At 34.8% G+C, this 20,681-nt stretch carries 23 protein-coding genes, 2 tRNA genes and 2 pseudogenes; 11 read left to right on the forward strand and 16 right to left on the reverse strand.

From position 1 onward, the window contains the following. Window positions 1-30: 30 nt before the first annotated feature. Window positions 31-103, reverse strand: a tRNA-Gly gene (locus OPR58_RS05965). 159 nt (window positions 104-262) lie between these two features. Here OPR58_RS05965 and OPR58_RS05970 point away from each other — a divergent pair. From OPR58_RS05970 to OPR58_RS05985, 4 genes are all read left to right on the forward strand, one after another. Continuing rightward, the gene (locus tag OPR58_RS05970) at window positions 263-883 is read left to right on the forward strand and encodes a ribonuclease D (RefSeq protein ID WP_010402854.1); all 621 of its coding nucleotides are present in this window, start codon (window positions 263-265) and stop codon (window positions 881-883) included. 79 nt (window positions 884-962) lie between these two features. After that, a complete protein-coding gene (gene trxA / locus OPR58_RS05975; protein WP_007302120.1) occupies window positions 963-1,289 on the forward strand; it encodes a thioredoxin in 327 nt (108 codons plus the stop codon). A 39-nt stretch (window positions 1,290-1,328) separates the two neighbouring features. Beyond that, window positions 1,329-1,405, forward strand: a tRNA-Ile gene (locus OPR58_RS05980). A gap of 584 nt (window positions 1,406-1,989) precedes the next feature. Next, complete coding sequence (locus OPR58_RS05985) at window positions 1,990-2,235, forward strand: hypothetical protein (protein ID WP_265022235.1); 246 nt, start codon at window positions 1,990-1,992, stop codon at window positions 2,233-2,235. A 15-nt stretch (window positions 2,236-2,250) separates the two neighbouring features. Here the strand turns inward: OPR58_RS05985 and OPR58_RS05990 are convergent, their stop codons facing one another. Together OPR58_RS05990 and OPR58_RS05995 are read right to left on the reverse strand one after the other, a co-directional pair. After that, complete coding sequence (locus tag OPR58_RS05990) at window positions 2,251-2,637, reverse strand: hypothetical protein (RefSeq protein WP_265022236.1); 387 nt, start codon at window positions 2,635-2,637, stop codon at window positions 2,251-2,253. Further along, window positions 2,619-3,383, reverse strand: coding sequence for an alpha/beta hydrolase (locus OPR58_RS05995; RefSeq protein ID WP_265022237.1), 765 nt, complete (start codon window positions 3,381-3,383; stop codon window positions 2,619-2,621). Before OPR58_RS05995 ends, OPR58_RS05990 begins: the two co-directional genes overlap by 19 nt. Window positions 3,384-3,563: 180 nt before the next feature. Here OPR58_RS05995 and OPR58_RS06000 point away from each other — a divergent pair, with 180 nt between their 5' ends. From OPR58_RS06000 to OPR58_RS06015, 4 genes are read left to right on the forward strand one after another with little or no spacing between them, the layout of a single operon-like run. Next, window positions 3,564-4,223 carry a CADD family putative folate metabolism protein gene (locus OPR58_RS06000; protein ID WP_265022238.1) on the forward strand — a complete coding sequence of 220 codons (660 nt, stop codon included), beginning with the start codon at window positions 3,564-3,566 and terminating at the stop codon, window positions 4,221-4,223. A 22-nt stretch (window positions 4,224-4,245) separates the two neighbouring features. Beyond that, window positions 4,246-4,632, forward strand: a complete 387-nt coding sequence (locus OPR58_RS06005) for a dihydroneopterin aldolase (RefSeq protein ID WP_143689820.1) — start codon at window positions 4,246-4,248, stop codon at window positions 4,630-4,632. Continuing rightward, window positions 4,629-5,882, forward strand: coding sequence for a dihydropteroate synthase (folP, locus tag OPR58_RS06010; protein ID WP_265022239.1), 1,254 nt, complete (start codon window positions 4,629-4,631; stop codon window positions 5,880-5,882). Before OPR58_RS06005 ends, folP begins: the two co-directional genes overlap by 4 nt. Continuing rightward, window positions 5,879-6,358, forward strand: a complete 480-nt coding sequence (locus tag OPR58_RS06015) for a dihydrofolate reductase (RefSeq protein ID WP_064085991.1) — start codon at window positions 5,879-5,881, stop codon at window positions 6,356-6,358. Before folP ends, OPR58_RS06015 begins: the two co-directional genes overlap by 4 nt. On the opposite strand, the gene OPR58_RS06020 is transcribed toward OPR58_RS06015, so the two are convergent. Next, the gene (locus tag OPR58_RS06020; RefSeq protein WP_265022240.1) at window positions 6,333-6,476 is read right to left on the reverse strand and encodes a hypothetical protein; all 144 of its coding nucleotides are present in this window, start codon (window positions 6,474-6,476) and stop codon (window positions 6,333-6,335) included. The two genes, OPR58_RS06015 and OPR58_RS06020, sit on opposite strands and share 26 nt — an antisense overlap. A 501-nt stretch (window positions 6,477-6,977) precedes the next feature. Between OPR58_RS06020 and tnpC (OPR58_RS06025) the strand changes: the two genes are divergently transcribed. Continuing rightward, window positions 6,978-8,333 (forward strand): IS66 family transposase, encoded by a 1,356-nt coding sequence (gene tnpC / locus OPR58_RS06025; protein WP_265022241.1) that lies wholly within the window; start codon window positions 6,978-6,980, stop codon window positions 8,331-8,333. Between the two features lie 69 nt (window positions 8,334-8,402). Here the strand turns inward: tnpC (OPR58_RS06025) and OPR58_RS06030 are convergent, their stop codons facing one another. From OPR58_RS06030 to OPR58_RS06055, 6 genes and pseudogenes are all read right to left on the reverse strand, one after another. Further along, window positions 8,403-8,933: an ankyrin repeat domain-containing protein gene (locus tag OPR58_RS06030; protein WP_230609188.1), complete on the reverse strand. Its 531-nt coding sequence runs from the start codon at window positions 8,931-8,933 to the stop codon at window positions 8,403-8,405. A gap of 33 nt (window positions 8,934-8,966) precedes the next feature. Further along, window positions 8,967-9,917: a contractile injection system protein, VgrG/Pvc8 family gene (locus tag OPR58_RS06035; RefSeq protein WP_265022242.1), complete on the reverse strand. Its 951-nt coding sequence runs from the start codon at window positions 9,915-9,917 to the stop codon at window positions 8,967-8,969. Next, the gene (locus tag OPR58_RS06040) at window positions 9,918-10,127 is read right to left on the reverse strand and encodes a tail protein X (protein WP_064085527.1); all 210 of its coding nucleotides are present in this window, start codon (window positions 10,125-10,127) and stop codon (window positions 9,918-9,920) included. Beyond that, window positions 10,124-10,471, reverse strand: coding sequence for a phage tail protein (locus OPR58_RS06045; RefSeq protein WP_265027834.1), 348 nt, complete (start codon window positions 10,469-10,471; stop codon window positions 10,124-10,126). The genes OPR58_RS06040 and OPR58_RS06045 overlap by 4 nt, the downstream gene beginning before the upstream one ends. A 29-nt stretch (window positions 10,472-10,500) precedes the next feature. Continuing rightward, window positions 10,501-12,102: pseudogene (locus OPR58_RS06050) on the reverse strand (phage tail tape measure protein); the annotation flags it as partial. Further along, window positions 12,014-13,405: a recombinase family protein gene (locus OPR58_RS06055; protein ID WP_320109882.1), complete on the reverse strand. Its 1,392-nt coding sequence runs from the start codon at window positions 13,403-13,405 to the stop codon at window positions 12,014-12,016. The pseudogene OPR58_RS06050 and the gene OPR58_RS06055, both read right to left, overlap by 89 nt. A 94-nt stretch (window positions 13,406-13,499) precedes the next feature. Here OPR58_RS06055 and OPR58_RS06060 point away from each other — a divergent pair, with 94 nt between their 5' ends. Further along, a complete protein-coding gene (locus tag OPR58_RS06060) occupies window positions 13,500-14,459 on the forward strand; it encodes an IS5 family transposase (RefSeq protein WP_265022212.1) in 960 nt (319 codons plus the stop codon). A 12-nt stretch (window positions 14,460-14,471) separates the two neighbouring features. Here the strand turns inward: OPR58_RS06060 and OPR58_RS06065 are convergent, their stop codons facing one another. The 5 genes and pseudogenes from OPR58_RS06065 to OPR58_RS06085 form a co-directional block, all read right to left on the reverse strand. Continuing rightward, window positions 14,472-14,852, reverse strand: a complete 381-nt coding sequence (locus tag OPR58_RS06065) for a recombinase family protein (RefSeq protein ID WP_265022244.1) — start codon at window positions 14,850-14,852, stop codon at window positions 14,472-14,474. Continuing rightward, window positions 14,846-15,034, reverse strand: coding sequence for a hypothetical protein (locus OPR58_RS06070; RefSeq protein ID WP_038249248.1), 189 nt, complete (start codon window positions 15,032-15,034; stop codon window positions 14,846-14,848). The genes OPR58_RS06065 and OPR58_RS06070 overlap by 7 nt, the downstream gene beginning before the upstream one ends. 134 nt (window positions 15,035-15,168) lie before the next feature. Continuing rightward, window positions 15,169-15,369: pseudogene (locus OPR58_RS06075) on the reverse strand (AAA family ATPase); the annotation flags it as partial. Window positions 15,370-15,390: 21 nt separating this feature from the next. Next, window positions 15,391-16,203, reverse strand: coding sequence for an ATP-binding protein (locus OPR58_RS06080; RefSeq protein WP_214303314.1), 813 nt, complete (start codon window positions 16,201-16,203; stop codon window positions 15,391-15,393). A gap of 56 nt (window positions 16,204-16,259) precedes the next feature. Continuing rightward, the gene (locus OPR58_RS06085; RefSeq protein WP_265022245.1) at window positions 16,260-16,772 is read right to left on the reverse strand and encodes an RNA polymerase sigma factor; all 513 of its coding nucleotides are present in this window, start codon (window positions 16,770-16,772) and stop codon (window positions 16,260-16,262) included. 218 nt (window positions 16,773-16,990) lie between these two features. On the opposite strand from OPR58_RS06085, the gene OPR58_RS06090 reads away from it, so the two are divergent. Beyond that, window positions 16,991-19,045, forward strand: a complete 2,055-nt coding sequence (locus OPR58_RS06090) for an AAA family ATPase (protein ID WP_265022246.1) — start codon at window positions 16,991-16,993, stop codon at window positions 19,043-19,045. 237 nt (window positions 19,046-19,282) lie between these two features. On the opposite strand, the gene tnpC (OPR58_RS06095) is transcribed toward OPR58_RS06090, so the two are convergent. Next, a complete protein-coding gene (gene tnpC / locus OPR58_RS06095; protein WP_265022247.1) occupies window positions 19,283-20,626 on the reverse strand; it encodes an IS66 family transposase in 1,344 nt (447 codons plus the stop codon). Window positions 20,627-20,681 lie beyond the last annotated feature (55 nt).

Raw genomic sequence — 20,681 nt, forward strand, 5'->3', positions numbered from 1 at the left:
TTTATGATTAAGTGTGATTAAAACTCAAAGAGCGGGAGAAGGGGTTCGAACCCTCGACCTCAACCTTGGCAAGGTTGCGCTCTACCAACTGAGCTACTCCCGCAGTTAAATTCTGCTTAGATTCTACTTCTAATTATAGGTACATATTACAATTTGTAAACCCTACATGCATGAAAATCATGAGAGCCAATTTTCTATGATCTTTTCGTATACTTAAAACTCATTTTTGATTATTGTATGTGTCATAAAACATATTAAATTTATGAGAATATTTATATATAAGGACGACCTGCCAGCCAGTGCAATACCGAATGATATAAAATCTATAGCTGTTGATACAGAGGCAATGGGGCTATTGCATAGCAGAGATAGATTATGCCTTGTTCAGCTCTCTTTCAATGATGGCAACGCTCACTTAGTTCAATTCAAAAACGATTATACAGCTCCAAATTTGAGAAAAATATTAGAGGATAAAAATATAACCAAAATATTTCACTTTGCGCGATTTGATGTGAGTATAATACATTACTACCTGCAAACTTGGGCACTGCCTTGCTATTGCACGAAAATAGCCTCACGTTTAGTTCGCACCTACACAGATAATCATAGCTTAAAAGAGTTGTGCTTAGAACTACTTGATATAAAATTAAATAAGCAACAACAATCTTCTGATTGGGGAAATGAAATTTTAACAGACAAGCAAAAAAGTTATGCTGCATCTGATGTTTTATATCTCCATAAAATAAAGGAAAAGCTAGATTTAATGCTAGAACGTGAAAATAGAAAAGAATTAGCCGAAAAGTGCTTTGAATTTCTTCCTACTCGTATTGAGCTAGATTCAATGGGTTGGGGTAGTGTAGATATCTTTAATCATCATATGTAATCACTTCACTTGAATCCAGAAAAATTTAGTTGATCAGCTGTTAATTGATACGCTATATTTATAAAAATTTAGGTATTTTATGAGTGATGATATTAAAGCGGTAAATGATCAAAATTTCGAATCTGAAGTTGCTAACCACAAAGGATTTGTGCTGGTAGATTTTTGGGCAGAATGGTGTGGACCATGCAAAAGTCTGATGCCACGTATCGAGCAATTGGCTGAGGATAGAAAAGGCAAGATCAAGATCTGCAAGTTCGACATAGATGGAGAAACTGAGGTGCCAAGTAAGTATGGAGTTCAATCTATACCTACTTTAATCATATTTCAAGATGGTAAGGAAATTGCACGCAAAATTGGCGCAATAAATGATTTACACAGTTGGGTTGATAGTGAAATAAGCGAGTAGACAAATTTCCTTTTGCGTGTATTATAGGTGTTGATAAAAGGGATTGTAGCTCAGTCGGTTAGAGCAGTTCGCTCATAACGAATTGGTCGTAGGTTCGAGTCCTACCAATCCCACCACTATTGATAAAATTGCAAGGCCTACTCTCTTACGTAAAATTTTGTCTTGTTATAGTACGTGGTTGTTAGTGTTTGAAAACTCCATGATATTAGATTCCTTGCATAACTGGAATTCAAAAGTTCCAGCGCGGTTTTCTTATTGGATCCCAGCTGGGATGACGCCTGGTTATGAAAGAAATCTATTGTCAAAAAAAATTACTTCCGCGTATTTTCAATCTAATTATAATTAAAGTTAGAGATATTTTAAGAGCTCAAAAATTTATCTTTGTCTGCAGACTTTCAATTAACTTTTCAATAAAAAACGTAGCGTATCTTTTTCAGCGTATACACACGTCTGTCATATGTGCGCTGCATTTTTTTCTAATTTATACAGGAGGATTTTATGTCCAGAATTCCAGATATTTGACCTTTACCTTAGCTAATAAAAACCAACTGGCGCCTTTGGTTTTTATAAAGAAAATCTAGGAAATAAGCAAAAACTGTTTCCAGGCATAAATTTGCCATGTGTACCTAAAAAGTAATGATATTAGCATAATGTTAATATTTGTATGCTAATATTAATATTATTTAAATTGAAGAATATTATGGAACAACAAGCATCAAACAAAGAGAAAGGGATTAAATTTAGATATAATCAATGTAAGCAGAAATGCCATTCCTACAAAACAAAACGGACAGACCAAGAATGTCTAGATGAATGCTATGAGAAGTACGTTTCTAAACTTTATCCACAAATTAGTGAGAAATTATTAGCTAGTGAAAACAATCTCTATGATGAAAGCACAAAATTATCACTTATGGCAGATACTCTAGATGCAATGTTTTTTTAATCACAAAAGAAACACTTATTTCAATATTTGCAGAGATGTTAGCTTTTTAGATATATTCTGACTTATTGAATAATTCTTTAAATTGGTAAAATACTGTTTCTTTTCCTCTATTTCTTTTTCACTATTCTTTCCACATATCGCTTCTGTTTTTATCTCTGGTTGTTTCTCTTGATTGAGAGAGCCCTTCTTTTCAAAATAATTATCTGTGAGTTCTAAAAAGAGTGAAATCAGCTCAGGAAGATTGTATTTGTGTTCACTTGATGAGCACAATTCTGTAATCGAAGAAAAGTGAATATCATCTGCCTTAATAGGTAGTAACGATAGAAACTTATTCCAGCATTTTTTCATTATTCCAACTTCAGGTTCAAGGTTTTTTATTTTAGCTAAGTTGGCATGCTCCATAAAAAACTCTTTATATTGCTCAAAACCTTCAAAAGTTTCTTTTTTTTGGTAGTTTTTTTCCTATGACTTTTTTCTATGTCAGCAATTTTAGTACCTATATTTGCCTGCTTACTAATAAAGCCATCGTTCTCTAAGTTAAAACAAATTGTGTATGGAGTAATGTCGTTTACTATTGTGTGTGGCTTAAAGTGCCAACCAAAGCATTTGAGTATGAATTTTATTATAGGAGGAAATAGCCATTTAGGTTTTGATATGTGTAGTAATTTCACTACAAGTTTTTTGAATGAGCTAAAGGATTTATTGATAATGCATCTTAAATGAATATTGTCATCTTTTTTAAACTTTTTATAAACCTCCGCAGCTATTGGTCCTCCAGCACAGCTTCCATACAGTACTATATTGTCTGGGTGAATGCCTTGCTTTAGAAGATCTGAAATGACTCCAATTCCTGCATTTACTCGATTTCGACCGTTTAAAGAATGGCCTTTGCTTTTTCCAGAACCAGGAAAATTAATAAGGTGAACATCCATACCTGCTTCAGCTGCCCAATTCCATTCACTTTTGTCTTCATTTGGCTCTTTTTCAAAAGTATATGTAAGCCCTGGAAAGTAAACTATATGCTTTTTCTTTCTGCTATCTGCACTGCTCTTCGAGTTTGACATCACTATCTTTTGAATTCGCATTCCATTTTGAACTTCTACGAACTCTTCCCTAATTTTTATTGTATTTTCTTCTGTTACTTTCATTTTGCGTTTTTCACTATATTGATTTAATAATACATGAAATTTTAGAAAAAATCAATTTTACTAAAAAATTAACTTACAGCGTATCTATCTTTATATTTATTGGAATTAAAGTAGTAGTGAGAAATGCCTCTTGACATTTGATAAACCTAAACGTAGCCTAAAACAATTTACTGTTTATTTATGACATTTGTTCAATCACTTAATAATCAATTAGATAGTTTACACTTATTAAAACACCCGTTTTACGAGTCATGGAATGAAGGTGGCTTAAGCCTGCAGGCTCTGCAAACCTACGCTAAGGAATATTATCACCATGTTGCTGCTTTTCCTCGTTATATCAGCGGTATACATTCCTTGTGTCCGAATTTGAAAATGCGGCAAGTTTTACTTGGTAATTTAATAGAGGAAGAACAAGGCGACGAGAATCACCCAGAATTATGGCAGCGTTTTGCTGAAGGACTGGGAGTAGCACGTTCAGAACTTTGTGAAAATGCACAAATTAAGGAGACACGAGAATTAGTTGATGGTTATTTTGACATTGTAAAATCAGATTTTGCAGCAGGTCTTGGAGCTCTGTACGCTTATGAACGTCAAACTCCAGAGGTTTCTAAGTCTAAAATTGAAGGTCTGAAAAAACACTATTCAATAAATGATGAGCGTTCTCTCAAATTTTTTACCGTTCATATGGAAGCTGATGAGTGGCATTCTGAAGAATGTGCAAACCTTATTGCAGATTTAAACGAAGAAGAACAAGAGAAAGTTATGCAAGGCGCTGAAAAAGGAGCAAAACTCTTATGGGGTTTTCTTGATGGCATGATGAATGTTGATGTTTGTCATTAATTATAAGTAGATACTAAATTCAGTGGTAGCATGTAATCTTCTTATATCTGATTTACGGCTTTGGGTTCATTTGGGATGTAGTGCAGAAGAGAAGTTTTCTCCCCAATTGGTGAGTATTGACGTTGATTTCACTTTTAAATCTCCTCCTTCAGGGCTTACAACTGATCAACTTAAAGATACTATCTGCTATTTGGAAGTAGTGCAAAATATTCAATCTCTTGTTCAGGGCAAGCAATTTAATTTAATCGAGCATTTAACTCATGAGATATACAGAGCCATTAATAACCTTTTGCTGCGAAAGAAGCATATTATTTCTTCTGTCAGGGTGACTACTCACAAAATCGCACCACCAGTTCCTGGTGTGCATGGGGGCGTTTTTTTTACTTACTGTAATGAATTGCAAGAATGATCTATATTTCTATTGGATCAAATATAGGGAATCGCCTTTCCCATTTACAAAGAGCTACTGAGTTACTAAAGAAGTGCTATTTAAAAGACTTAAAGTCTTCGATCATTCTAGAAACTAAGGCTATTTTACCAAATGGTGCTCCACCTGATTGGAACAAGCCATTTCTCAACATGATTGTCTATGGAAGTTGTTCTTCTTCTCCTGAGGAGCTACTAAAAGGCTTAAAACAAATCGAATGTGATATTGGTCGTCCACAAGTCTACGAAAAATGGGCACCTCGTGTTATTGATTTAGATATTTTGTTATGGGATGATCTAACGCTTGATATACCTGACCTTAAAATTCCTCACCCAGAATTAGTAAATAGACCATTTTTGCTCCACTTGATGGCAATGGTTAACAAAACCTTTGCTTTCAATGTTCAAGACTGTTTTTCAAAGAGTTTTACGCTTTCACCAAAGCTTATGGGTATCGTCAATATTACCCCTGATTCATTTTCAGATGGTGGTCTTTATTATGATGCGAATCGAGCAACCAAGCAGGCATTGCAGCTGGTATCAGATGGTGCAAGCATAGTTGATCTTGGAGCTCAATCAACAAGGCCTGGAGCTTCAATAAAGACGCCAGAGGAAGAGTATGAACGTCTAAAACCAGTACTTGATAATCTTAGCGACTATATGAAAAATGGTGATATTGAAGTCAGCATTGATAGTTTTTGGCCAGACGTTATTTTAAACGTTTTGAAGCACTACAATATTGCCTGGGTAAATGATCAGAAGGGAGATCTGAGTAGTAATACCTTAAAAGAAGTTGCTAGCAGTGGGTGTAGTGTCGTTATTATGCATTCACTTTCGATACCACCACATAAGGACAATATTATTCCACATGACACTGACCCAATTGATATCATAAATAATTGGGCAGAGAAGAGCATTAACAAACTACTAGGCCTGGGTTTTGATGAAAATTCAATAATTATTGACCCTGGTATTGGTTTTGGCAAATCTATGTATCAGAATATTCAGATTTTACGCAGTATAGAAACTTTACAAAATTTTGGCTGCAAGGTTTTAGTTGGCCATTCCAGAAAGTCATTTATTTCCTCTTTTTCCATAGAATCTCCCTCTAATAGAGATTTAGAAACAATTGCTACATCTGCTATACTGCAAAATAAGGTTGATTTCCTTAGAGTGCATAATGTACGCGACCACATGAGATTTTTTGTAGCCCAAGCTGTCTTAAAAGGATGAAGATTATTGGAATTATGGCTGTTGACCCTAATGGGGTAATTGGAATAAATAATGATTTGCCCTGGCGTTATCCAAGTGAGTTTAAACATTTTTGTCAAGTGACCGACAAACAAATTATTGTGATGGGAAGAAAGACATTTGAAACCGTGCCTCAAAGCATACTAAAGAATCGTACACCTATTGTTTTCTCCCGTAACAAGTGTTTTAATAGAGGTCCAAAATGTACTGTTGTCTCTTCCATGCAAGAATTTCTGTCAATTCAAAGTAGTTCTCAAGTCTTTGTGATTGGTGGGGCACAAATAGCACACCTTTTTTTAGAGCATAACCTAATCTCAGAATTTATTATAACTGAAATTCACAAGCCCTATAAGGGTGATACATACCTCAATTTAGCATTTTTTGATGGATGGAATAAAACTATTCTCGTCAGAACAGAAGACTATACTATATTCAATTGTATCCGTTCAGCAGAGTAGTAAAATTATTAGCATAAAAGTAATCAACGTTTCTAATGAAAGCTGGATCCCAGTGGGCTTTGTTGCATCGCTCAAGTGAAAAGAACTGGCAGTTACTGACTCTCATTTTTTGTGGCATATTTTTTCTTCAACAGTTAAATGGCTGTTTTATAATGAATTTTGTCAGTAACTGCCAGTTCTTTTCACTTGAGCGATGCAACAAAGCCCACTGGGATCCAGCCTTTCTTACCAACAAAAACCTAGCATAACTTTTGTGCTCAAAAGATTTCTGGATTCCAGCATCAAGTGCTAGCCTGAAGCTTTAGCTATAAATATTAAGAAATTTACCAAACGAAGAAAAAAGGCAGAAGAATCCCCGTGTGACGAGTTTTATAATGTAAATTGGCGCTATAATAATGTGCTAACAAGCGCGTTTTGGCTGAATGTAGAAAAAATAAAAAAAGCCGCTATAATTTTTGTGTAATTTGCCAATAAATATTTGAGTTTTTTACTGATTTTGTGATTGAGCCTGCAGGTCAAAAATAAGGATAAATACTCGTAACCGTTCACGGAGATAAGGTGGTTTACAAAGTAAGTATAAAAGTGTAAAGAGATAGGAATCTAAATATGGAATGGGTAAATGACAACAGTGCTGCAAGAAAAGGTTGTAGCAGAAAAGGCTAATCTCAAGGAAGAAATAAAAGCACTGATCAGAGAAAATGATAGCTTGAAAGCAAAAATAGTTGAATTAGAAGACAAATTGGGCTTAAATTCGCAAAATTCATCGCTGCCACCATCACGAGATATATATCGTAAGAAAGCAAAAAAGAAAAGTGATAAAAAACCAGGAGGTCAGCCAGGACATAAGGTGCATAAGCGTGAATTAATGGCTGCAGACGAGGTAGTGAGATGCACAATTGATACAATTTGTATGTGTGGAGGTAAGATTACTTTAGAAGATGAAATTATTCATCAGAAGGCAGAGTTGCCAGAAATTAAGCCAATTGTAACTGAGTACAGGTTGCAAAGAGGACATTGTAGAGTATGTAATAAAAGAATTACAGCAAATTTACCCGAAGGTGTTGCAAGAGATTTTCTAGGACCCAATGCTAAAACAGTTATAAGCAGCCTTAGCGGCTTTTTTATTAACTCAAAAAGAGAGGTACAGCAAATTTTGGGCAGTATTTTTAATCTAAATATAAGCCTTGGTTTAGTCTCAAATACTGAACGCAGGGTATCGAAGAAGTGTGCATCTGAATATGAGAAAATGAAGGAAGAGTTGCAAGGAAGCGAGTATTTGCATATAGACGAAACAGGGCACAGAAATCAAGGAAAGAGAGGCTGGAGTTGGGTAATAACAAACAAAGCGTTGACACTTCTGAAGGTAAGCGAGTCTCGTGGTAAGAAGGTGTTGAAGAGTTTACTGCCAGAATATGATGGTATAGTTGTGAGCGATAGATACGCTGTATACAATTACTTCAATCGTGAAAATAGACAGATATGTTGGGCACATCTGGCAAGAGATTTTGAGAGATTTGCCCATAGTAAAAATGTTGAAGTGAGCAAAATTGGCCAAGCACTAAAATCGCTCAGCAATAAGGTGTTTGTAGTAGATAAGGCAAAAAAACAAAATTTGATAGATAATTTGAGATTTTATCGACTGGTGCGAAAAATTCGGAAAAGGGTAAAACATTTTTTACGTAAAATGACGAGGGTTGCAAATAGCACTCAAGCTTCAAGAATGGCCGCTAAGATGTTACGATCTGAGGATATGATGTGGAAGTTTTTAAGAAAACCTGAAGTGATAGAAACAACTAATAACCTTGCAGAACGGCAAATTAGACGGTACGTAATTTATCGTAAAAACAGCTTTTTCACCTGGTCAGAACGTGGAGAAAGATTCGTGGAAAGAATGTTGTCGATATTTTTGACATCACGTCTAAATGGCCAGAACCCCTTTCAAAAGCTACAGAATCTAGTAGCTGTCACTGCTTAGTTCTTTAATTCATTCTCACAATCCGTGAACGGTTACGATTTATATAGAGATCATAGAAAACTTACAGCTTTAGTGATTACTTTTTGTTGATTCGTATTGATCCTCTGCTTTAGCAAGTAGCTTTATGATTTTATCGTAATGTTTGTTATTTTTATTGTGTCGCGATTCCACTACAGCCATATTTCTAGGTCTTCTTCCGTCTTGAGCTGTAGCTGTAGGATTTGCTCCTTTGCTTAGTAAAAACTCAACGATTTCCAAATGTCCCTTATCTGCTGCATGGTGCAAAGCTGTCCATCCCATATACCCACCTGTAGCATTTATATTTGCTTTTTCTTTCACTAAAAACTCAACAATTCTTAGACACCCAGAATCAGATGCATGATGTAATGCTGTTAACTTATTAATCTGTACGCTAGTATCTAACAAATTTTCTACTGAGAATTTAACAATCTCTAAGTTACAATTTTCAGATGCAATTTGTAATATTGTTTTATAATTATCTGTAGCTTTTGCTTTCATATAGCAATAAGTAATAATAACACATACTACTGTTACTATAAACCACCAAAAATGTAGCTTATTTCTTGAGTCTCTATTCATATTCAATACCTTTTTCAATATTAAACATTTGTTTTACTGATTTTTCTTTAACGTTGATGCTGATAACACAGTGCGATAACCTGAACTATCTAACACATGTTCTGCTCTGTCGATTACCCATTCACCATCTATGTCTTGATGAAATCCTAACAAGCTAAGTTTTGCCTCTGCAAATAGTTCTGGATTACCAGGCATAGTGACATCCAATACTGCATTATTTCGCTTTAATTGTTTTAACTTAGCATTTGCTGCACTTAATGCTGATTCTACATTAGAGTAAAGCGTCTGTATAGTATAACTTGGACTACCAGAACCAGCTATTTCTGATATAGTTTCACCTTTTTCATAGCTATGCCATTTTGCAATTACTGAGTTGTACCTACTCACGGTAAAGTGAACCTTCCAATTTATTGTGTCTTGAGGTCTAATAGCTGTTGTTCCTAAAGCTTTTCCAGTTGCCGACTTTGCTTTGCCTTTGGGAATAAAAAGTATGTATCCGCCAGCTAACTTTGCCATTGCCTCGCGTTCTATTGCTATTTTTGTTAGTAAACTTATATCACTTTCTTCTGTTTGGTTAATATGTGGAATCAACACATTTTCAAATTCTTCTGCAACTCTGCACCCATATCCGTGCTTTTCTGCTATTTCCTTAACCAAGCTACCTAGAGTAATTTGATGCCATTCTTTAGATGCTTTCTCCTTTAATGATAGTCTTAAATTTGTTGCATGAGCTTTGATTAGTAGAGTCTTAGGTGGACTTTGTATTGTAACTTCGTTGACTATATATATGCCCATTGGTAAGACTCCAGTTTCTCTGTAACCTAGAGCGATATTTAATTCATTCGGAACATCTGTGTTTTCATCCCTATAATCAACATGTACTTCAACTACATCATCTATAGTTCCAGATTCATCTGTAAGGCGCAATGATATAACTCTATCTCTAATTGATTCACATTTATCTATTATAAAATCTGGCTGCATTTATTCCCATACTTTTAATTTTGACTTTTGTAGAGGTTTTTCTGTTACAGGCAATTTAATTTTTAGTCCTACCGGTAAAAAACTTCCATGTTCTGCAAGGCCTGGATTTTTAAGCAATACTTCCTCCACTATTCCATCGGTAAATCCATAATGTTTCCAGCAAATCAGATCTAGCATTTCTCCTTCTTTAGTTAAGTAATATATAGTCATCTATAGCTCTTCAAACTCAAACTAAATTCAACTTTTCTTGGTAGTCCATTAGGTAAAAAATACATCTGCTTTTCTTCTAACCTAGTAATTACGAATTGTCCTAAAATATTACCTAGACTATCTACTAAAACATGCGGTTTTTCAGCTTCTTTCATATTCTTTAATTGATTTACTCTGTTGAGAGTATTAAGGTAAATAACTCCTTCTATGTCTACATTTTCCACTCCTCGACCAATATTTTGTAGTGACGGCATTTTATCGATACATTCAATTACACTCCAACGATTTTCTTTACTATACTTCAAACTTATCGGAGTAAATTTATATGGACCAAGAGATAACACAAATAAAAAATTTTTAAAAACATAGTTGATCAATAAAACGTCTCTACTGTATCAAATAAAACATCACGTGATTTTTCTCTTATCCTTTTTATTACTTCATCTGCAAGACTACGAACATCTTGATTTGGCTCTGCTTTAATGCTGATAGTGTAATTATTAGTGATGTTCTGAGTTTTATTTTGTTCTTTATTTTCAAATTTACTCCTTCCAAAATCTGCAAATATCTTATCATTATCGCTCTCTGTAAACTTTTTCTCCTCAATAAGGCTTTTGATTCTGAAATTATTCTGATTTCTCTTGGAAAATTCTTTAATTATACTGTTACTTAGCAAAGGATTTCCACTGTTGAGAATATTACTCTTTAGGGGACTATGTACTGCTTTTACTTCAGTTTTTCTTTTTTCAAACTCTTTCAGTGGGCTATTCCCTAATACTTTTCCAAATACACTTTCCCCTATCCATGAAAAAGCTTCTTCTATGGGTTTTATTATCGATTTCCAAAAGCTAGAGAAAAAGTCTTTCACCTTTTGCCAGTTAGTGATAACAAGAGCTGCGCCAGTAACAAGTCCAGCAATTAAAAGCCCTATAGGATTACTCATTACAGCAAGCGTTATTGTTCTTAGTCCTGTTACTACTGCAGGAAAAACTGTAGCTGATAAAAATGAAAATACTCCAAGTAGGTTTGCTTTCAGACCAAAAATCGTACTTCCTAGCAATGTAAATCCGTATCCTAGTCCTACTACTGCAATTTTTAAACTTATCAAAGCTGCTACAGTACCCATGATCGTCGTGGTTAAAGTTGGATATTTTTCTGCAAAAGAAGCTATATGCTCTGTTATTGTTTTCAAACTTCCAGCTACATAATTCAAGGTAGGTAACATTACTGACCCTAGATTCATGCCAGCTTCAACTATTGCATTTTTAAGTAATTGTAATTTATTAGCTGTAGTGTCTGCACGATTTTTGAATTCTTCTTGCAGAGAGCTTCCGTACTTTTCTGTATTAGCCAGTAACTTTATTGCATCCTCATACTTATTAAAACTTCCAGCTAATAATGCAATATCATCTTGATATTCCTGACCGAAAAGTTTCATCAGGATTGTAGAACGTTCCTGATTATCCATTTTCTTTAGAGTTTGAAAAAAATAGAGTAATGCTTCTTCGCCGTTTTCGCTTATTCTTTGTACTATTTCTTCTGCAGTTATGCCCATTTGCTCTAATGCTGCTTTAAAATCCCCTCCTTGTTCTTCAGCAGTCTGAAGTTTACTAAGTAGAGCATTTATAGCAGTTGCAGCTTTTGCTGGTTGTTTACCTAAACTAACGAAGGCATTTACTAAACTACTTGTTTCCTTGATGTCAAGACCAAATTGTTTTGCAGTACCACCAACTATTGCTAGAGCTTCAACCATATCTTTTGCTTTGGCAGCAGTGTTATCTGATAAGTGATTGATTACATTACCAACGTATTCCATTTTACTAACATCAATTCCATAAACGTTAGAGAGTTTAGCTATAGAATCACCTGCTTGCTCTGCAGACATATCAAATGCTGTAGACATTTTTGCCACTGTTTCTGTAAACATAAAAAGATCTTCTTTCTTGATACCAAGTTGACCACCACTTACCCCTACAACAACATTGCAAGCATTGATTTTTTTCCATATGAAAAGAGTCTGGAAGCTCTTTTACTCTAAACACGATGTTTACATCCTCAAAATTAATCTCAATTCGCTTAACTAACGTTCTAATAATATCACGTTTAGTTAGCCAGTCTGCATTATTAAGACTTGAGTTAATACTAGAGGAAAACCCCTCTAAATTTGTTACTACTAGAGTTAACTCTTGTGTGAGTTTTTTCTGATCAAATATCTTTTTCTTTTGTTCTTCAACCATTTTTAAGTTTTGTTTCATTGCTTTAATTCTTGGCTCAAATTCTTCTTGATCAATATATTCTTGAGCATAACTATCAATTAACCTTGCAATACCTCGTTTTAATTTATCTTCTTGTGTTTCAAGCAAAGCGCTTTTTTGATCTAGTGGTGATTTTTTAAGTTCTGAAAGTCTACGTTTATACTCCTCTAATATTCTATTCGGATTTTTTAATAGATGTTTCACCTCTTCCCACACAGCCATGTCTAATGTATCTGTACGAATTAATTTGTTGTTACACATTTTATTACCGCCAAAACGGTATGAATCCGTGCCAACACAACGATAATATACCTGATTATTAGTTTTTTTCCCCTCCTTATTCCTTGCAGTGCTAGTACCATAATATGCATAATTGCAAAGCTTACATACTACTAAACCTTGCAATAAATGTCTTGCTCCTCTTTGTCTTGTTCTTGCTATTTTTCTATTCTCAGCTAATTGTTCTTGAACGATTTCAAATAAATCTTCGCTTACTATACTAGGTACTTTAATATAAATCCAATCCTCTTTTGGAACAGGATAAGTAGAATAATTATCTTTTGGATGCTCGCAGGAGTTTTTTTTCGGTCTTATATGTTTTAGTTTTACGCCAAACCTTGTTTTACCAAAAGCTGCTTGTCCTTTATAAGCAGAGTTTTTTAACATACTCAAAACTACAGCCCTATCCCAATACTCTTTTCCAGTTCTCGTCATAATGGACATAGCACTTAGCCTACGACATACTTCTCCTATACTGGCTCTTTCTCTTCCTACCCAAGAGAATACTTTACGAACAACTTCAGCTTCTTCTTCATAAATCTCAAATAAGGCCTGTCCTGTTTCTGTATTTTTGTTTATATAACGATAGCCATAAGGAGCAGCACTCATTACACTTATACAACCCTTATTTGCTGCATAAATCTTTCCTCGACGACTTCGTTCCATGATTTTTGCACGTTCGTATTCTGCTATCATACCTTGCATTTGTAATAGTAATTGAGATTCTGGATGGCTTTGTTGCATAGCTAGTGTTGGTTGAGGTTATTGTAAGGAGAAAAGCTTATGGTTACTAACGCATTTTGTTGTAAAATAGGCATTTTTCAAACAAGTATAACTTATGCCACAAAAAATGAGAGTAAGTAACCAAAGAGAATATAATGAGTTTCTAAAAAAAAGAGGAAATGTTTTTCATTTTGTTAATCAAGCCATAGAAAATTGGTATGAAAATAGTCCAAAAGTTGCAGGTGGCAATAACACTTATAGTGATAAAGTTGTAATTTTAATACACATAATAGTTCATCTTTTTAGAATTGGCTTGAGACAAGCTGTAGGTTTTGTAAAAGGTTATATGGTACAAATAGGCAAAAAACTTAAGATTATCAGCTATACACAAGCTTCCAGAAGATTTAAAAAGCTTAATTTGAAGATTGATGACCATAGAAGCAATAAAGATGATCTGGAAAATGTTGAAATTGCCGTAGATAGCACTAGAGTTAGTATCTACAATAATAACGGTGGGCATAGTAAGCTTAATATTCGAAAAAGAAAATACAGTGGTTATGGTCAAGTAAGAAAATTACATGTTATTTTAAACATAAATGATAAGAAAGCAATAAGCATGAACTACACTAGTGGTGTTGCTGTAGACTATTTGCCGGTCTGCGATATGTTAGAAGAAGTCAGTGATAAATATAACATTTGTTCTATTCGAGCAGATGCGGCTTATGATATAAAAAGTGTGTATAAAGAATGCAGAAAATACAATATTGTGCCTATTATTCGCCCTAGGAAGGATACTAAAATTTGTTTAGCTGACTACTTATCAGAAAGAAACAAGTATATTAGTAGAATTAGGTCATATGAGAATTATGAAGATGGTATTAATGAATGGAAGAAAAAAGTTAAGTATGGAGCACGGTCTTATATTGAAGTCTTTTTCTATAGGTTGAAGCAAATATTTGGGTTTGGCTTGAAAAATAAATCAGAGGTAAATCGTGAAAAAGAGCTGTTAATTAAGTGCTACTTACTGAACAAATTTACTGATATTGGTATGGCTAAATTTAAATTAGCTGCGTAAGTTCATTGTGATTTACATGCCTATCAGTGCTATGCAACAAAGCCATTCTGGATTATCGCTAATTTGATAATTTAAAAAAATGACTTCCACTCCTAATTTCTTAAACTCTTCAAGTAATATCATCTGATATGCATACTTACGAGATAAACGATCAGGAGAATGAATATAAACCTTATCAATGTTACCTTCTGCTATTTTATCACGTAATTTTTCCAAACCAGGACGGATTATGTTAGAACCACTATAACCATTATCAATAAATTTATATTCATTTAATAATTTATGTCCATCCATACTAATTTGATTCTCTATAGCAGCAATTTGGCTTGCTATTGTATCTTCTTGTGCTTGCCTCCCTGAAGAAACTCTTGCATATAAACTAACTGTTACCATTTTACCGTCCTCAAATCTACTTTCTTATATTCAGAGTTTTCTTCCTTTTTGCTCGCTTTTATTGGTTTACTTAACACTAATTTTTCATATGCATCTAATAGATACAACTCTGCTAATCGATTTACTTCATAACTACAACTAATCCGCACTATTAATTTCTTGTTGCCCATGAGCTCTACCATATATTATCCATCGAGACATATGGTTATTTGATCATTAGCTCTATAAATAAATTCAACTCTCCGTTCTTTTTGTAGAAGCTTTCGAGAAATAGTCTTCTCAAGTTTCAGGTTTATTGCAATATTGTTGGCGGAGTCCCAGCAGCCATGTGGACAAGCCAAGAGATCAAAAAGTCACTTTTTCCGATTTTAGGTGGTCCACCCAGCACCAATAGACCTCTTTTTGTTAAAATCCTTGGTGAAATTATATCTTCTGGTATTGGCGATTGATCATTCAAGTATTCTTTCACACTGAAAAAGGGAATTTTTTGACCGATATTGAAAAAGCTTTGTTCCATAATAATTTCTCCAATTTTTAATTAAATAATAGAAGCCAAGGTTTTGGCTTTAATTTTCGCAAGTAATTTACCTAAATGCGGTTCTTCAACCATATTCAGGCAGCCACTGCGATCTTTAGCAGGGTATCCCCAAGTATTAATAGTCTGACAGACAAATGAGCGAACCTCTGTACCATCATCTTTCTTAATTCCAACCATACTGATTACTTCATCAACTATCCCAGGAATTTCACTAGCAGTTTTAGCACCTTCACATTGAGGTAGCCATGTTGAACGATTACAGTCATCGAGATATTGACCTAGTGTGCCAACTATGATGATGTCTTTATCTCGAATATGTTGAAATTGATTGAGCCAAGCCATCATTTCTTGAGCAAGCATTCCGTAAGCAGCTCTCATGTCTTGCTTTCCACTTCTTTCAGAAAAAGCTTCAGGTTGCATTTTTGCCCATAATAGACATAAACGTGAAGCAACAGTTATACTATCTACAAAGATGCATCGGTATTTAGAAACTTCAGAAAGAAGATCTTTATACTTGCTAGATACATGTTCATGGTGTCTTTGGCTGTATGCTTGATCAGATTTTAGTGCAGGGTTTGGCCCACCAATAAGACAAGCAATATCTCTGGCCTCATTCCAAGTGCGCATATTGATAGAATCCCCTTTCCAGTCTTGTACAGCTAAAAGTCCTGCTTCAAAATCAAGACAAAGTGTTGGTTCATTCAAAGTTTTAAGCAGACTGGTTTTGCCGATTCCATAAGGTCCAAAGATTACTACCTTTACACCTGTTACTATTTTTACCCTTTCTTTGCTGTTTATTATTTTTAAAGTCATATATCATGGCCCTCCTATAAGAGTTATACTAGAACTGTTACTTGTTGTTTGATTTGCTAAAAAAAATTTATGTGCCGTCTTATTCGTTGCAAAGTGTTATAAACTGTTGTGCGTGGTATTCCATTTATTTCAGCTATTTCTGGAACGCTGAAAAATTCCAGTTGTCTGCATAGTACTTGCCATTCTTGGGGTAGTGTTGAGATAACATCGTTCATATCAATACGAGTTGTGATTTCAGTGATAAAATGACATCTATCATCAACTACTTCATGTAGATCATCAGGATCAACATAGAATATACCTTCTCTGCCACCGCGTTTTTTGCAGAGTTGCTTATTGATAAAATTAATAGCTCGACACTTAACAAGTTGACATACAAAGGTAGAAAAAGAGCTTCTACTTTCGTCATATTTCTCAATAGTAGGCCAAATCATACAGAAAAGTTCTTGCTCAATATCTTCAAGACTTTCATGAACAAAACACTTTAAGTTTTTTATACATTTTGCGTAATGTCTAACGTACTTGACAATTATGGGATCAATTCCTGAGTAAGAATTCTTTGATTTCATTGGAGCTCCTTGAATAACTAACTGTCAAGGATGACCTTTATAGACGGTTAATTGCAGGTTCGGAGAAATTTAAATAATTGCGGTGCGATTTTTAACCTATTGATATTCGCTTGCTTTTTTTTTGAGAATAATTGCGGTAGCATTTAAAATAATGTCGATGTAAACATTAGCCTTCAAAACTTGAATAACTCTTATATAAGGTTATTTGTGGTTTTATTATGAATATCGATTCTAAATCTTTAAATGATAAAACAGAACTATTGCTTAACATAAGATCTTGCCTTTTCTACCTTTTGCCAAGAGGAACTTTTCGTGGTGATAAGTTTTACGTAGGTGATGTGCATGGTAACAAAGGAAAAAGTCTGGTAGTAGAATTAAGTGGCAGTAGAGCTGGGTTATGGAATGATTTTGCAACTGGAGAAGGTGGTGACATTATCGACCTTTGGGCAGCTGTGCATAGAAAGAATGCAAGGACAGAGTTTCCTGAGGTAATAGCTTCAATAAGTGAATGGCTCGGAAATAATAAAAAATACAGAGAGAAACAATATGTTGATGAAGACTTCGAGAAATTTATTACCCACAGTTGGAATTATTATGATGAAAATGGCCAGGTCATTGTAAAAGTTTACCGTTCTGATCCTCCAGGAAAGAAAAAAGTATACAAGCCTTTTGATGTCAAACAATCTAAGTTTGCAGCACCAGAGATAAGGCCACTCTACAACATTCCAGAAATCTTAAAGTCTGATAAAGTTATTCTGGTTGAAGGAGAAAAATGTGCAGAAGCGCTGATAGAACAAGGAATTGTAGCTACAACAACAATGTCTGGAGCAAACGCAGATGTTGATAAAACAGACTGGTCGCCCCTAAAGGGTAAACATATTATTATATGGCCAGATAATGATGAAGCAGGTAATAAATACGCAAAAAATGCTGAAAAAAAGCTTTTAGAGATCGGAGTTGAATCACTTGTTATTCTTAATATTCCACAAAATAAAACAAAAGGCTGGGATGCTGCTGATTGTGTGTTAGAAGGAATAAGAGCTTCTGAGTTTATTGAAAGGAGGTTAAAGAAAAATGATAAACTCAATATTTTAGATTGGAATCTCAGCCGTTATTTAGGTGAAGTACCAACACAAAAGTTCCTAGTTGAAGGGTTATTTCCTTTAGGCGTTACTTCAATAGTAGCTGCTATGGGAGATACAGGCAAAGGAATGCTACTACTTGATTTAGCTCTCAAAGTTGCAAGTGATACAGATCAGATCTGTGGTTTTGGTTCGCTTGTAAAAGAGCACGGATCAGTGGTAATTTTTTCAGCAGAAGATGATGCAGATGAGATACATCGTCGCTTAGAACGTCTTGATCCTGAAGGTAATAGAGCAAAGTACCAGGATCGTGTATTTATTGTACCTATGCCAAACACAGGAGGACCATTTTCTATAATAAAAACCAATACGCGTGGTAAATGTCCTGAAACTTCAGAAAAATTTGAAGGTATTAGCGAACAATTAAATGCAATTGAAAATTTAAAACTGATTATTTTTGATCCATTAGTATCGTTTGTTCATGCTGATATAAATTCAGATCCAGAACTTGGGTGGTATTCAACAGGATTGCTTGCAAGTTTGGCAACTGAAACAGGAGCGACTGTAATTGCTGCACATCATATGAGAAAACCTAAATGTGGATCAATTACAACCGTAGAACAAGCAAGAGATGCAATAAGAGGTACAACTGCACTTGTTGATGGAGTTAGATGCTCTTTTGCATTATTGCCTGCACTAGTAGAGCATCAAAATTCAGTGTGTAATACACTAAAGCTTGAAAGAACTCATAGTAAAATTTATCAGGGAGCAGTGGTTAAGTCCAATGGGGCAGCAGACAGAAGTGTAAGAACTTATTTGCGTTCATCAACAGGCTTGCTAGAAGATATATCTGAACAAATTAATGCTATTAAGTCCTCTGATGAAGAGTTAAAAAATATACTTATTCACTACATTAAACTTTCAGCCCACGAAGGCCATCCATTTACGCATACAGGTGGTCCTGGAATTTTCAAACAAAGGCATAAATTACCACCTATGTTTCATAATGTTAGCAGACATAAACTTGAACGTTTAGTACAGAGTTTACTAAATGACAATAGGGTAGTAAAAGGTATGGCTGCAGATTCAAAAGAAGATAAGTGGCTTGATGTTCCAACTGGTCCTTTTGCAAGAGGTGAAGGTAAATTTAAGCTGGGTGCAGGGAAATTCAAAGTTGCTAATAGTCTTTAAAAACAGTTTACAGCCATCAGCATAAATCTGCTATAATAAAAGGTTAATTACAAACTTGAAAAAACTTTTATTTAAAAAATGGGTCATACAAAAAGCATTTAAGCCAAACTGGGAATACAAATTTCGCAACTATAGGCAAGCTTGATGTATTTCATTACTTTGGCTAGGCCGATCTGAGTTTTATAGTTTCCGTGATTTTCGGCAAAATTTCAGTAACCGTTCACGGAATATTCCCAATTAGGCAGGAATAGCGACTAAATTCTGTAGTTTCTGGACAGGATTCTGATCATTCAAACGTGCAGTCAAAAATATCGAAAGCATTCTTTCAATGAACTTTTCTCCACGTTCTGACCAAGTGAAAAAACTATTTTTACGATAAATGACGTACCGTCTAGCCTGACGTTCTGCAAGGTTATTGGTTGTCTCGATCAGATCAGGATTGCGCACGAATCTCCACATCATATCTTCAGAACGTAGTATATTGGCAGCCATTCTCGAGGCCTGAGTTCCTTTTGCAACCCTTGTTATCTCTCGCAAAAAATGTTTCACCCTTTTTCGAATCTTCCTCATTAACCGGAAAAATCTTAAATTGTCTATCAGGTTTTGTTTACGTGCTCTATCTACCACAAATACCCTGTTGCTCAGCGATTTTAATGCTGCGCCAATTCTGCTCACTTCAACATTTTTACTGTAAAAAAACCTTTCAAAGTCCCTTGCTAAATGGGCCCAGCATATCTGTCTGTTTTCACGATTAAAGTAATTATACGCAGCATACCTATCGCTTATAACTATTCCATCATACTCTGGCAATAGCCCTTTTAATATCTTCTTTCCGCGAGATCCAACTAACTTCATAAGTGTTGCTGTTTTATTCGTTACTACCCAACTCCAACCTTTCTTTCCCTGGTTCCTATGGCTTGTTTCATCTATATGTAAATACTTGCTTTTCCGTAGCTCTTCTCTTATTTTTTCGTATTCAGATATACATTTTTCTGATACTCTACCCTCGGTCTTTGATACCAAACCTAGGCTTATATTCAGATTAAATATGCTGCTCAAAATTTGCTGTACTTCCCTTTTTGAATTGATAAAAAATCCACTAAAACTGCTAATTACTGCTTTTGCATTAGCTCCTAAAAGATCCCTTGTCACACCTTCAGGCAGACTAGCTGAGATCCTTTTCTTACACGCCTTACAGTAGCCTTTTTGTAGCCTATATTCAGTCACTATCGGTTTAATTTTTGGCAATTCAACCTTTTGATGCACAGTTTCTTCTTCTAAAATAACTTGGCTTCCACACATGCAAATTGTATCAATTGAACATTTTACCACCTCATCTGCTACCATCAATTCCCGCTTGTGCGCTTCATGTCCTGGCTGCCCGCCTGGTTTTTTATCGCTCTTCTTTTTTGTCTTTTTGCGATATACATCTTGCGATGGTGGCAGCGATGAATTTTTTGAATTTAAACCCAGCTTATCCTCTAGCTCAATTATTTTTGTCCTTAACTTATCATTCTCTGCTTTCAGAGTACCAACTTCTGACTCCAATACCACAATCTTTTCTTGTAGCACCTCTATCATCAACCCCTCATCTATCTAGTTTATTGTTTTTTATACTAATTATGCAATTTTTGTA

It is taken from the genome of Wolbachia endosymbiont (group B) of Ischnura elegans (assembly GCF_947251585.1).
Classification (GTDB): Bacteria; Pseudomonadota; Alphaproteobacteria; order Rickettsiales; family Anaplasmataceae; genus Wolbachia.